Origin of the sequence: Streptomyces sp. NPDC090798, from assembly GCF_044768965.1 — a bacterium.
In the GTDB taxonomy this organism is placed as follows: domain Bacteria; phylum Actinomycetota; class Actinomycetes; order Streptomycetales; family Streptomycetaceae; genus Streptomyces.
In genome coordinates this window covers 80,348-93,349 of record NZ_JBIVXA010000007.1, presented here as the reverse complement: position 1 = coordinate 93,349, position 13,002 = coordinate 80,348, and the positions used below count along the sequence as shown (strand labels likewise).

Here is a 13,002-nt window from a genome sequence, read left to right as displayed (position 1 = left end):
GCGCACCCTCCACAACCGGCCACCCTGTGGTACCCGAACGCACGCGCCAACTGGCTAGACTACGCACCCTCGTGCATGTGATCCGGTCACGTCCGATCACAGCCGTTCCCGAAGGGTTTCGACGCTTGATAGCCATCGAAGATGTCAGCAAGCGATATGCCGACGGCACGGTGGCCGTCGATCGCCTGTCCCTCCAGATACCGAACCACTCGATCACCGTGCTCGTCGGGCCTTCGGGGTGCGGCAAGACCACCACACTGCGGATGATCAACCGCATGATCGAGCCCAGCAGCGGCACGATCCGCGTCAACGGCGAGGACATCCTGCGCAAGCCGGTCAACGCGCTGCGCCAGTCCATGGGTTACGTCATCCAGAACGCGGGGCTCTTCCAGCACCGCACGATCCTCGACAACATCGCCACGGTGCCGCGGCTGCTCGGCTGGTCCAAGCAGCGAGCCCGCGCCCGCGCGGCGGAACTGATGGAACGGGTGGGCCTGGACCCGGCGATGGCGCGCCGCTACCCGTACCAGCTCTCCGGCGGCCAGCAGCAGCGCGTCGGTGTCGCGCGCGCACTCGCCGCCGACCCGCCGATCCTGCTGATGGACGAGCCCTTCTCCGCCGTCGACCCGGTCGTCCGCCGTGGTCTGCAGGAGGAGTTGCTGCGCATCCAGGGCGAGCTGGGCAAGGCCATCGTGTTCGTCACCCACGACATGGACGAGGCCATCACGATCGGTGACCGTGTCGCCGTACTGCGCACCGGTGGCAAGCTCGCCCAGTTCGCCGCCCCCGACGAGTTGCTGTCGGCGCCCGCCGACGCGTTCGTGGAGGAGTTCCTCGGCGGCGACCGGGGCATCCGCGGGCTGTCGTTCCTGTCCACCCGCGACCTCGAACTCGACCGCTCCCAGGTCTTCCCGGTCGGCAGCGACTGGCAGCAGCTCGCCGGGAAGTCGGGCGGCGAGGGGCCGGTCCTGGTCACCGACGCGGACGGAAAGCCGCTGGGCTGGGCCGACCTGACGGTGTGGGCCGGTGACGTCCAGGCACTGGAGCCGTACGGGCAGGCCTTCGAGGTCGGCAAGGACTCGCTGCGGGTCGCGCTGGACCGGGCGGTGCTCTCGCCCACCGGTCAGGCGGTCGCCGTGGACGGGGCGGGACGCGTGCTGGGGCTCGCCGGGCAGGAGACGGTCGCCGCGGCGATCCGCGCGGCCAGGCAGCGCCGCGCCGCGGACTCCGAGGGCGTCTCCACGGTGAAGGCCGCGCGATGAACGGCTTCTTCGACATCCCGAGCGACCTCCAGAGCAGCTATTTCGGCCTGATCTCCACACACATGCAGGAGGCGCTGGTCCCGGTTCTCGTCGGTCTCGTGCTGGCGCTGCCGATCGGCCTGTTGTGCGTCCGCGTCAACTGGATCTATCCGCCGGTTCTCTGGATCACCACGGTGCTGTACGCGATCCCGTCGATCGCCTTCTTCGTGGTGCTCATCGACTACACCGGGCTGAGCAAGACCACCGTGATGATCCCGCTGACCCTCTACAGTCTGGTGGTTCTCGTCCCGGCGGTCGTCGACGGCGTCCGCTCGGTCCCCGAGGAGACGAACGCCGCCGCCGCGGCGATGGGCATCGGATCGCTGCGGCGCTACCTCCAGGTCCAACTGCCCATCGCCGTACCCGCGATCATGGCCGGACTGCGCGTGGCGACCGCGTCCAGCATCAGCCTGGTCAGCGTCGGCTCGCTGATCGGCAACCAGGGGGCGCTCGGCAACCTGCTCACCACCGCGATGCTCTACCACCGCCCTCTCCTCGCCGTGAACTCGGTGGTCACCACCGCCGTTCTCGCGGTACTGGTCGACGCCGTGCTCGTCCTGCTGCGCCGCGTGCTCACCCCCTGGCAGCCGGTCTCCGGCCGCAAGGCCGCACGCCGTACGTCCACGATCGCGGGCGCCGCCCGCACACCGGAGAGCGTCTCGTGAACGTACTCAACTTCATTCAGTCCTTCTTCTCCGACGGCTCCCACTGGCACGGGTACGACGGAATCCCGCAGCGCGTGTGGGAACACCTCCAGTACACCGCCGGGGCGCTCGCGATCGCCGCGGCCGTCGGTCTGCCCGTCGGCCTGGTCACCGGACACACCGGACGTGGCGGCAACGCGCTGGCCTTCGTGTCGGCGGGTGCCCGGGCGCTGCCCACCTTCGGGCTGCTGGTGCTGATGTTCGTCTGGCTCGGCCTCGGCATCGTGCCCGTGATGATCCCGCTCGTGGTGCTGGCGGTCCCGCCGATCCTCATCACCACGTACGAGGCGATCCGCACCCTGGATCCCTCCCCCGTCGACGCCGCCCGCGGCATGGGTATGCCGGAGGGGAAGGTCCTGTTCCAGGTCGAGGTGCCGGCGGCGCTGCCGCTGATCCTCAGCGGTCTGCGTTCGGCGGCGATCCAGATCGTGTCCACGGCGACCATCGCGGCCTATGTGAGCCTCGGCGGGGTCGGCCGTTACATCCTGGACGGCCTCTACCAGCGCAACTACGAGAAGGTGGTGGGCGGCGCGGCCCTCACCGCGATCCTGGCGCTGCTCGTGCTGGTGCTGTTCTGGGCCATTGCCCGGGTGGCGGTGTCCCCGGGGGTGCGCAGGCGCCGTACGGCCTGAGGAAGAAGGAAGAGGGGGGACGGGCCACAAGGCCCGTCCCCCCTCTTCCCACGTTCACTGCTGTGCGGTCGCCAGGGCGTGTTCGAGGACGACGAGGAGCGCGTCTCGTACGGACCCGCGTTCGCGGGCGTCGAACACGGTGAGCGGCACATGGTCGCCGACGTCGAGGGCCCACCGTACGTCGTTCAGGTCGTGTTCGACCTTGCCGTCGAAGGCGTTGACGGCCACCGCGAAGGGGATCTCGCGGTGCTCGAAGTAGTCGACGGCCGCGTAGCAGTCGTCCAGTCGGCGGGTGTCGACGATGACGAGCCCGCCGAGGGCCCCCTCGACCAGGTCGTCCCACATGAACCCGAAGCGTTCCTGGCCGGGGGTGCCGAACAGATAGAGCTTCAGGGTCGGGTCGAGCGTGACACAGCCGAAGTCCATGGCGACGGTGGTCGTCATCTTCTCCGGGGTGTGGGAGAGGTCGTCGATGCCCGCGGCGACCGAGGTGATGGACGCCTCGGTGGTGAGCGGCTCGATTTCGGAGATGGCACCCACGGTGGTGGTCTTGCCCACGCCGAAGCCGCCCGCGATCACCATCTTCACCGGCATCGGCGGCCGGGGACCCTCGGTGTCAGCGCTCACGGATCGCGCCCCGGGAGTCGGGGATAGCTCGGAGACCATCGATAACCCTTCGCAATACGGTGGCGTCGCGGGCGGATTCGGCCTGCGGTGCGTACAAGGCCAGTTGACCGTCGGCGCGCAGATCGTCGGCGAGCACCCTGATCACATTCAAATGCATCCGCAGTTTCGCCGCGATCTCCGCCAGCGACTGCGGCTGGCGGCAGACCGTGATGATGTCGCGGTGCTGGTCGAAGACGAAGGCGTCCAGCGTGGCCAGACCGAGATCGGTCGCGACGACCTGCGTCTCGATCGGAATCGTCGGTACCAGACTGTCACCGCCGGCGATCCGCCCCGCGGTCAGCAGGAATGGCCGGACGATCGACGGGGGGTGCTCCGCTCCCCATGCGTCGTCGTCGGCGGCTGATGGCTCGCCGGCCGTCATCTCGTCCTCACCCTTCACCTCGCGGGTCGTCCCGGCCCTCGTGACGCCCCCGCCGACCGTCAACCGGTCGGCGCGATCCCCACGGTGTTCTTGAGCTCCATGACCAGTTGCGGGCTCAGAGCGGCGCCGGCGCGGTTGGCGAAGAGGGTCATCTCGTACGCGATGTTCCCGAGCTTCGCCTCCTTGGAGGCGACCACGCCGAGCACCGCGCCCGCGCCGAGCGCGGACACCAGGACATGCCCTTCCTCCAGGTCGATGATGACCTTGTTGAGCCCGCCGAGGCCGTAGTTGCCGGACGCGCCCATGGCGAGGCTGGTGATCCCGGAGACGATGGCCGCGAGCCGCTCCGAGTCCGCCTTGCCGCGCAGTTGGGACACCGCGATCAACAGACCGTCGGAGGACACCCCGATCACGTCGACGACGCCGGCGGTCTCGGTGGCGAAACGATTGAGCAGCCAATTGAAGTCGGCAGCGGCGGCCTTCACGTCCGTCGCCTGTTCCACGGCCGCGGACTCCGGTCCACCTGTCCACATGGTCACTTGCTCATGCCTTCCGGGAATGAGGGTCTGTTGTTCTCTGTGCTGGAATCGCCAGAGGTCTCGGGACGGCCCCCTGAACGGGCCGACCCGAAGCCGTTACCGCGAGCCTCTGTCGCGCTCTCGCGCTCGGCCCGCAGGACGGCTTCCTCGAACTCGTCGATCTCGGATCGGGCCGCTTCCGCGTCGGCGGTCTGCCAGGCGGGGGGCCGTGGGTTGGTGATGGTCTGTTTGGGCAGCCGGGTCGAGGCGGTGGTGGCCTGCAGGGTCGCGCCGCGCACGCGCCGCCTGAGCGGACTGGGGCCGCCCTCGCCCGGTCGCGCCGGGGCGCTGCCGGGTGCCGATGGAGCCGTACCGGAGCCGCGCGCGGTGCTCGCGCCGCGGGGCGGCTGGCCGAACCCGCTGCTCGAGCCGGCGTTCGGGCCGCGCGGCGGCTGTCCCGCCGCGCTCCCCGGGCCGGTGCTCGCGCCCCGTGACCTCTGCACGAGGCCGCTGTCCATGCCGCTGCCCGCGGCGCGCGGCGGCCGACCGTGTCCGCTCTCCACGCCGATACCGGTGCCACGCTGGTGGCCCGGGCCGCCGACCGCGTCCTGAGGCGTGCCGCGTCCCGCCGTCTCGCGCTCCGTGGGCCGCGCCGCCCCCGGAGTCGTGGTGCCCGGTGTGCCGCCCGGCCTGGGCCGGGATGCGCCGGGGCCGCCGTAGCCGCCCATGGCGCCGTCGCCCGTCGGTTCCTGACGGCCCGTGTGGCCGTCCGCTCCCCGGCCGCGCGCGGGAATCCTGCGGGGCAGGGACGAGGGGCCGGGTTCCGGGTCGACCGCCGCGGGGCGCGGTTCGCTCCCGCCGGGGCGGCGTGGCGGCGGCAGGATGTGCGGGGCCCTGGCCGCGGCCCCCGTGGGGTCGGCGAGCAGCAGATGGGAGCCGGGCACCGCGACGGTGACGGTGACGCCGCCGCCCGGGGTGCGGGTCAGGACGACCTCGATGCCCCAGCGCCGGGACAGACCGCCGACCACGAAGAGGCCGAGGACCTCGGTCGGGGCCAGGTCGAGGCGTTCGCGGCGGATCAGGCGGGCGTTCTCCTCCTCCAGCCGCTCGGCGCTCATCCCGAGCCCGTGGTCGATGATCTCGATCAGGGCGCCGCCGCCGGAGCCGTGCCGGGGCCGCAGGACGACTTCGACGCTGCTGGACGCCGGGGAGAACGTCACCGCGTTCTCCAGCAGTTCGGCGAGCATCAGCGTGAGGTCGCCGACGATGTCGGGGGCGACGGTGACATCGCCCTCGGCGTGCGGGGTGACCCGCTGGTAGCCCTCGATCTGGCCGAGCGCGGCGCGGACGATGTTGCTGAGCCGCATGGGCCCGGTGTTGAGGCCCGTCTCGCGGATGCCGGCGAGCAGCATCAGGCTGTCGGCGTTGCGCTGGAGGCGTACCGCGATGTGGTCGATGCGGTAGAGCCTGTCCAGTACCTCCGGGTCGGTCTCGCCACGCTCCACCGAGTCGATCAGTGCGAGCTGACGAGCGGTCAGGTTGCTGACGCGGTGGCCGACGTTGCCGAACATCTCGGCGATGTTGCGACGGCTGATGACCTGGCGCTCCAGCAGAGCGGTCGCGGTGACCTGCACCTGGTTGAACGCTTCGGCGAGTTCGCCGAGTTCGTCGCGGACCGGCACGGGTACGGCTTCGAGGCGCGGCGGGCTCGAGTCGTCGGCGTCGTCGTCGGCGACCCGCGCGAGCTCGGTCTCGGCCGCGTCGGCCACGTGCTGGGCCGCCTCGGTGAGGCTCCGCACGGTCCGCACCACGGAGCGGCGCACCAGGACGGAGAACAGGATCCAGGCCGCGAAGGCGGCGAGGTTGGCGGCCACCAGCCACAGCACCTGCCACCAGGCGTCGCTGGACGCCTTCTGGGTGTCGGCGGCGATCTGGTGGATGAGCGACTCGGTGATCTTCAGCCGGTTCTCCGCCTGACGCTGGTACGTCGGGTCGGCGGCCAGGGCGTCGCTGAGCGCGGCGCGCAGCTGCGAGGCGTTCTCCGCGACCAGACCGCTGGGGTCGACCTGCAGCGCGGCGTAGTGCTGGGCGACGACGCTCTGGTACGGGCTGTGCTCGATCGCGGCGAGTTCGGCGCCCTGTTCCTGGCTGGCGAACCGGGTGAACCGCTCGGCCTGGTAGGTGTACTGCTCGTAGTCGCCGACGGCTCCGGTGTACTCGATGAGCGCGTTGGGGTCCCGGGTCCGGGCCGCGAACACGCTGGTCTCGAAGGAGGCGTGGGCGGTGTCGGCGCGCAGCAGCGCGTCCAGCAGATTGCCCGCGGACTCCGAGGACTCGCCGCCCGACTGACCGAGCCCGAGGCCGTTGATGAGGCCCTCGATGACCGATCCGTACGCCGGGTCGATGTTGTCGGCGGGAATCGGACCCTCTTCGATGGTCTTACGGAGGCTGTCGAGGCCCTCCAGCTCCTTGAGCGCCTGGGCCTCGGCGTCGGGCAGCCGGCCCCCGTAGGTGGACCGCACCGCCTCCGCCTGGGCGGTGACCTTCTGCTGCGCCTGGAGGAAGGCGGAGGTGCCCGGCGCCTTGTCGCCGGAACGGGCGGCCTCGTAGCGCAGGGAGACGAGGAGCGCCTGGCGGTGCTCGGTCTGCACGCCGTCGATGAGCTTGGTGACCTGCGCGCTGTCCCGCACGAGCTGGGCGGTGGAGGCGGCGGAACGGGCCGAGTCGATCTCGGCGTAGGTGATGTAGGCCATCATCGCCGAAACGACGGCGAGCGGAACAATCACCAGGACGTTGAGTTTCCTGCGGAAAGGCCAACGGTCGAGGAGGGAAGGCGTCCGGCCTATTCGGGGAGCCGTGGTCTGCGGCCCCCGGGCGGCTTTCCTGTGCGCGGGCACCAAACCTCCTTGACTTCAATCCCAATTGGAAGCCCGCAGCCCGGGCTGCGCGGACTGGGTCATGCCAGCACGCTCGGGCCGAGCAAGTGGAACCAGGTCCCCCGACTCGGCCAACATTAGCGGCTGCCGCAAGAGTACGGCCATGATCAACCAAAAACTGACATGGCGATACGCCGGATTCGCGCATGTTTCAGTCATGTTGCGCCCACGCGGCGAATCCGTGTGGTCTCCATCGGTGATCTATTCGTGTCTTGACGGTGCGTTACTGGGCTCGATTGGATCGTCATCACGCCATGCCTTCCGACCGCCGACCGCCCATGCACAAGTCTGGATGACCAACGTGACCCACGCCAGAAGCACCAGAACGACCGCAACGTACGCTGTATCCCTGCTGGTTGTGGCTGCGGCCGCCCTCACGGCCTGCGGTTCCTCCGGCAACTCCGACAGCAAGGACCCGCTGAAGGGCGACACCGCCAAGGGCGGCACGGTCGTGGTCGGCTCCAACAACTTCCCCGAGAGCATCCTGCTCGCCGACATCTACGGCGAGGCCCTGAAGGCCAAGGGCATCAAGGTCAGTTACAAGTTGAACATCGGCAGCCGCGAGACCACCTACGGTCTGATCAAGAACGGCACGATCACCGTCCTGCCCGAGTACAACGGCGCGCTGCTGGCCTATCTGAACGCCAAGGCGGCCCCGACCACGGTCGAGGACACCAGCAAGGCCATCACGGCCGCGCTCGATGCCAAGCTGACCCTGCTCGAGTCCTCCAAGGCGGAGGACAAGGACGCGATCGCGGTCAACGAGGCGACCGCCAAGAAGTACAAGCTCACGACCTCGTCGACGATCGCCGACCTCTCCGCCTCGGCCAAGGACCTGGTCATCGGGGGATCGCCGGAGTTCCAGACGCGCAAGCAGGGATTGGTGGGCCTCAAGTCCGAATACGGCCTCGGATTCAAGTCTTTCAAGGCGCTGGACGCGGGTGGGCCGTTGACCGTGGCGGCCCTCAAGGGCAACAACATTCAGGCCGCAGATATTTTCACGACCGACCCCGGAATCGCCAAGAACAAGTTCGTGGTCCTTCAGGACCCGAAGAATCTCTTCGGTTTTGAGAACGTGACACCGCTGGCCTACAAGAGCGGTCTCTCCGCCGCCGGAGTTTCCGCGCTCAACGCCGTGTCGGCGAAGCTCGACACGGACACCCTGGTCAAGCTCAACGCCCAGGTGCAGAACGACAACAAGGACCCGCTGGACGTGGCCAAGAGCTGGCTGTCGACCGCAGGGCTGTAGTTCCGGCGGAGGTGCACAGGCCGGAGCGGGGGTCCGCTCCGGCCGGTGCGTCTTCGAGCGAGCGGGCCAGGGGCGCGTCAGGGGCGCTCGGTCAGGAACCGGTCGATGGTCGAGGTGAGCTCCTCGGGCTTCTCCACCGGGAGTTCGTGGCCGGCGTCCAGGATGCGCACCTCCGCGTCCGGGTACGCCTTCGCCATCCGCAGCATCTGGGAGACGGGCAGCTGGATGTCGTAGTAGCCGTGGATCATGAGGGTGGGGACCCGGATCTCCCCGACCCGGTCGAGGACGTCGAAGGACCGCATCGCGCCGTAGCAGGTCATGACCACCTCCCGGGGTGTGGCCGCGGAGGTCCGGATGTACTCCTCGATCTCCTCGCGCGGGTAGCCGGGGGCGAAGGCCCGCTGGATGTTGGCGGCGACGAACAGCTTGAACGGCACCCGCGTGGAGACCGCCATCAGCAGGCCCCTCCCCCGGCTGTACGTCATCCGGCTGATCGAGTTCACCAGGACCATGCGCTCGATCCGGTCCGGGTGGCCCAACGCCAGGGTCTGCGCGATCATCCCGCCCATCGAGTGACCGACGGGGACGAACCGGTCGACCTTCAGGTGATCGAGGACGGCGAGGACGTCCCCGGCCAGCTCCCCGATGCTCCGCCGTCCCGACCCGCCGCTCTCGCCGTGGCCGCGCAGATCGACACGTATGACCCGTCGCGCGGCGGAGAAGTGCGCCAGCTGGTGGTCCCAGCGGTGCCGGTTGGCGGTCCAGCCGTGGATGAACACCAGAGGCGCGCCCGCACCGTCGTGGGGGCCCTCGTCGTCGTACGTCAGTGTGGCGCCGTCGACTTCGAGCTGCGGCATGGGTGGCCTCCTGCGGTGCGGTCCGGTTACTGACGGGTACGGTAACCGGCCGCCCGGTCTGCCGTCACCGTCGTTCGCCGAGGAATTCGAGGATGTGTCCGAACACGTCGAGGGCGGCGCCCCGGCCGAGGAACGTGTCCAGGTGGCCGTAGCCGGGAATCTCGGTGTACGCGACGTCCAACTGCGGCTGTCTGCGGGCCAGTACGTCGTGACAGAGCCTCTGGGAGTCGAGCCACAGGCCGTTCTCGCTGCCGGCGAGCAGCAGGACGGGGGTGTCGATACGGGCCGCCGCGTCCAGCGCGTTCTGCGGCAGCGCCCGGTAGCGGTGGTCGCCGTCGTGCCAGCGCACCACGGTGCGGGCCAGCTCGATGCGGCGCAGATGCGGCAGGATCCACAGCGGGGCGGGGCCCAGCAGCTCGGCGAGCCGGTGGTGGGTGGTCTCGGACAGGTGCTCGTGCACGAACAGCGAGGCGCCCGTCCCCCACGCCGAGTTGTGCAGGATCTGGCAGGTCGGATCCGGGCAGCTCGCCCCGCGGGAGGCGAGGGCGAACAGGGGGGTGTACTTCGACCACAGGCCGGCCTTGCGGATGTCGACCGGTATGTGGTCGATGCGGGACCTGAGCAGCTCCCCCGCCAGCGACATGCGCAGCGAGGTGCGGCCCGCGAGCTTCGGCGTCAGGAACACGCCCTGGGACACCACGCCCGCGAGGCCCGGGACCAGCCCGGCCGTCATGCTGAGCGACAACGTGAGGGAGCCGACGCAGTGGGCGACCACGAACAGCGGCCGGTCGCCGATGCGGCGGCGGATGTGGGAGACGGCCGCGGGAATGTCGTACAGGGCGACGTCGTCGTACGTGTACGTCTGGCCGGTCTCGTTGTACGGCAGCCGGCAACTGCCCCGCCAGTCGAGCAGCCAGGGCTCGTAGCCGTTGTCGAGCAGGACGTCGACCAGGTTGCGGGTCTCGGGCAGCAGAAACATGTCGGCGGACGCGGTGTGCCCGTGCAGGAGCAGCACGGCGGGGCGGTCCGTGTCGCCGCCGTCGACGCGGGTCAGGCCGAGGCGTACGCCGTCGCCCGCCCGGAAGGGAATCTCCTCGACCCGCGCCGGGTCGAGGCGGTGGTGGAGGGGGCGCAGGGTCGTGGTGCTCCTGACCTTGCGGAGCCTCGGCCTGGTGCGGGAGTCGGTGCTCCGGAGGATCATCGGTGGTGCTCCGAGGGGGTCGGGGTGCGGCGCAGGTCGAGGAGGTCGGCGGCGGCTCGGGCGAAGGGGCCGAGCAGACCGCGGCCCATCTCCACGCCGAACCAGGCGAGCCAGGTCAGCTTGGCGGCCCGCTTCTCCTGGCTGGTCAGGCGCGGGTCGACCTTGATGCCGTCGACCTGGTCACGCAGATAGGTGTCGGCGGGCACGACGAGCTCGCCCGCCAGGGCCGCCGGTGCGCCCTCGCGGCCGATCTCGACGGTGAGCGCCCGGGTCTGGCGCCACACGTCACGACGGGCACGGGCGTACTTGTGGCCCTCCAGCCACCAGTGGCCGCCTTCGGCGTCACGCAACGCCAGCCGGTAGGTGAGGAGTCGGTGGCGCATACCGTGCCGCTGCGGAATGCCCTCCTCGGGCCGGATCCAGACGTCGCCGCGCTCGACGACCAGCGGTTCGGGATGCACCGCCGCGCAAGTCAGCTCGCCGGTGACATCGACCCGGCGCTCCTTCACCAGCTGGTACATGCTCGCGAGGGAGAGGGTGAGCGCCATCGAGCAAGGAGCGTCGGCGGGGGCTCCGACCGGGCCGACACCGCCCTCGGTCGTCTCGGAGAACCACAGGTAGGGCTGGTCGTCCTTGTGCGGCAGCCGGGCCAATCCGTCCTGGGCGAGCCGCTCGAACGTCCTCAGCTGGGCCTGGGCGTCGTAGCGGGCGGCGGGCCGCAAGCCGAGTGCCTCGACGAGCGCGGCGGTGCGCTCGGCGGTCGCCGCCGGACCCTTCAGGGTCGCCTCGCAGAGTCTGAGCGCGGTGGGGCTCTGCAACACCCTTGCGAGGAAGGCCAGTTCGGGAACCGGTTCGGCTTCCAGCCGGGCCAGGGCATGGGTCCGCCACTCGTCCCAGTCCTGTACGCGTACGTGCATCCCGCCGAGCGCCATGTCCCGTACGACGTCGTCGAGGGTGTTGGATACGCCGGTCAGGTTGTAGTCGTAGCCCCACGCGTCGGGTTCGCAGACGACGCCGACCGCGACCCGGCTCACCCAGTCCACCGGCGCCGCGTTCAGGTGGTTGAAGGCGGGGACCGTGCGGAAGCGGCCGAAGGCCGAGAGGAGGCCGCTGCTGAGGTCCTGCGGGTTGTAGGCGCCGGTCCTGGTGTGGCCGCCGATGCCGCCGGGGCGCAGGGCCGTGACGATCAGGCCGTGGTCGCGGGCCCGTCGCAGGGCGACCTCCGCCGCCCACTTCGTCTGGTCGTAGCCCGCGACGAGGCGGTCGACGTGGGCGAGCGGGTCGTCCTCGCCCATCGCGGTGATGCCGACCTCGTTGAAGACCGCGATGGAGGAGATGTGGTGCAGCGGCTTCGGCCGGCCGGTCGCCGCGAGCTCGGCGAGGGTCAGCGAGCCGATGACGTTGCTCTGCCGCAGCGACTGGTAGCCGCGCAGGAAGTCCACGGCCGCCGCCACGCCGACGACGCTGTCCAGCTCGTGGGTGAGCGTGGTCCACAGTTCGTCGGACAGACCCAGGTGCGGGCGCCGGATGTCGCCGGGGAGCACGGTCACCCGGCGGCGGACCTCCGAAGACCAGGGCAGCTCGTACTTCTTGAGCGCCTCACCGAGCCGCCCGAGGGCCGCCTCCTCGTCGGCGGCGCGGACCAGGCAGTAGACGTGGGCGTCGCTGTGCCGCAGCAGGTCGAGGAGCATATGGCTGCCGAGGAAGCCGGTGGCGCCGGTCAGCAGGATCCGACGGGGCGGCAGCGGCTCGGGATCGCCGGTCCAGGGCAGCCGGTCGGCGAGCGCCAGGTCGGCCAGGATCTGGTCGAGGTCCTCGGGCCGGGCCGTGGAGTACGGGGCGGGGGTGACGGCCACCGCGGGGGCGGTGCGCGGGGCCGGGACGGGGAGGATGCCGGGTGCGGGCGCCGGACGGGTGCCCGCGGCGGACGGCGGAAGCGGACTTCCCCCCGTGACCGGGGCCGAGGTCCCCTCGGACGTGGCGGTACCTGCCATGTCCGGGGCCCAGGTCGTCCCGGGCGTCGGCATCGGTGCGGCCGGGGCCGCGAGGACGGCCGTGGTGTGTGCGGTGGACAGCCATCGGTGGGCGAGGCTGATCGGGCGGGCGTCGGCGAAGACGTCGTCGAGGGCGATCTCCATGCCCAGCTCGTCCTCCAGCGCCGCGACGAGTTCCACGGCGCCCACCGAGGTGCCCCCGGCGTCGAAGAAGTCGGCGTCGGGCGACAGGTGCCCCTCGGGCAGGTGGCGGCCCGCCACGGCGGCGATGGCTGCCGCCAGAGCCTCCACGTCCGGGACCGCCGCCGGACCCTCCGCGTCCGGCACCACGTCCGGAACCGCTGCCGCCGCAGCGGCCACGTCGGTACCGGTCGGCGTGGGCGCCGCGGCCGTCCTCACCTTCGCCAGCAGGGCGTCCACGCTCAGCGCGCCGCCATCACCCCGCTCGATCGCCTCCGCCGTCGCCCGCTGTCCGGCGTACGCCGACGCGTCCTCGTTCACCTCACGCATGAGAGCCCTTCACCCCGTGACCTGTCCCTTCGCTCACTTCCACCACTGCGGC

General features: G+C 70.6%; 11 protein-coding genes. 4 read left to right on the top strand and 7 right to left on the bottom strand.

Features of this window, described 5'->3' with window-relative positions; genetic code table 11:
• Positions 1 to 125 precede the first annotated feature (125 nt).
• Genes ACIQTP_RS17115 through ACIQTP_RS17105 form a run of 3 tightly spaced genes read left to right on the top strand, consistent with a single transcriptional unit; the run spans position 126 to position 2,637 of the window.
• Positions 126 to 1,262: an ABC transporter ATP-binding protein gene (locus ACIQTP_RS17115; RefSeq protein ID WP_403400620.1), complete on the top strand. Its 1,137-nt coding sequence runs from the start codon at positions 126 to 128 to the stop codon at positions 1,260 to 1,262.
• Positions 1,259 to 1,966, top strand: a complete 708-nt coding sequence (locus ACIQTP_RS17110) for an ABC transporter permease (RefSeq protein ID WP_403400618.1) — start codon at positions 1,259 to 1,261, stop codon at positions 1,964 to 1,966. Before ACIQTP_RS17115 ends, ACIQTP_RS17110 begins: the two co-directional genes overlap by 4 nt.
• Positions 1,963 to 2,637: an ABC transporter permease gene (locus ACIQTP_RS17105; RefSeq protein WP_060898546.1), complete on the top strand. Its 675-nt coding sequence runs from the start codon at positions 1,963 to 1,965 to the stop codon at positions 2,635 to 2,637. Before ACIQTP_RS17110 ends, ACIQTP_RS17105 begins: the two co-directional genes overlap by 4 nt.
• A gap of 54 nt (positions 2,638 to 2,691) precedes the next feature.
• Here ACIQTP_RS17105 and ACIQTP_RS17100 read toward each other — a convergent pair whose 3' ends face one another.
• Genes ACIQTP_RS17100 through ACIQTP_RS17085 form a run of 4 tightly spaced genes read right to left on the bottom strand, consistent with a single transcriptional unit; the run spans position 2,692 to position 7,100 of the window.
• Positions 2,692 to 3,303 carry an ATP/GTP-binding protein gene (locus ACIQTP_RS17100; protein WP_054228753.1) on the bottom strand — a complete coding sequence of 204 codons (612 nt, stop codon included), beginning with the start codon at positions 3,301 to 3,303 and terminating at the stop codon, positions 2,692 to 2,694.
• Positions 3,254 to 3,685: a DUF742 domain-containing protein gene (locus ACIQTP_RS17095; protein ID WP_060898551.1), complete on the bottom strand. Its 432-nt coding sequence runs from the start codon at positions 3,683 to 3,685 to the stop codon at positions 3,254 to 3,256. Before ACIQTP_RS17095 ends, ACIQTP_RS17100 begins: the two co-directional genes overlap by 50 nt.
• A gap of 59 nt (positions 3,686 to 3,744) precedes the next feature.
• Positions 3,745 to 4,218, bottom strand: a complete 474-nt coding sequence (locus tag ACIQTP_RS17090) for a roadblock/LC7 domain-containing protein (RefSeq protein WP_054228754.1) — start codon at positions 4,216 to 4,218, stop codon at positions 3,745 to 3,747.
• Between the two features lie 2 nt (positions 4,219 to 4,220).
• Entirely contained in the window at positions 4,221 to 7,100 is a 2,880-nt protein-coding gene (locus ACIQTP_RS17085; RefSeq protein ID WP_403400615.1) for an ATP-binding protein, read from the bottom strand.
• A gap of 331 nt (positions 7,101 to 7,431) precedes the next feature.
• On the opposite strand from ACIQTP_RS17085, the gene ACIQTP_RS17080 reads away from it, so the two are divergent.
• On the top strand, positions 7,432 to 8,388 hold the full coding sequence (locus tag ACIQTP_RS17080) for an ABC transporter substrate-binding protein (protein WP_403400614.1): 957 nt from the start codon (positions 7,432 to 7,434) through the stop codon (positions 8,386 to 8,388).
• A gap of 77 nt (positions 8,389 to 8,465) precedes the next feature.
• On the opposite strand, the gene ACIQTP_RS17075 is transcribed toward ACIQTP_RS17080, so the two are convergent.
• From ACIQTP_RS17075 to ACIQTP_RS17065, 3 genes are all read right to left on the bottom strand, one after another.
• Positions 8,466 to 9,245, bottom strand: a complete 780-nt coding sequence (locus tag ACIQTP_RS17075; RefSeq protein WP_403400612.1) for an alpha/beta fold hydrolase — start codon at positions 9,243 to 9,245, stop codon at positions 8,466 to 8,468.
• 64 nt (positions 9,246 to 9,309) lie between these two features.
• A complete protein-coding gene (locus ACIQTP_RS17070) occupies positions 9,310 to 10,446 on the bottom strand; it encodes an alpha/beta hydrolase (RefSeq protein ID WP_403400610.1) in 1,137 nt (378 codons plus the stop codon).
• Complete coding sequence (locus tag ACIQTP_RS17065) at positions 10,443 to 12,950, bottom strand: thioester reductase domain-containing protein (RefSeq protein WP_403400608.1); 2,508 nt, start codon at positions 12,948 to 12,950, stop codon at positions 10,443 to 10,445. The genes ACIQTP_RS17070 and ACIQTP_RS17065 overlap by 4 nt, the downstream gene beginning before the upstream one ends.
• Between the last annotated feature and the right edge of the window lie 52 nt (positions 12,951 to 13,002).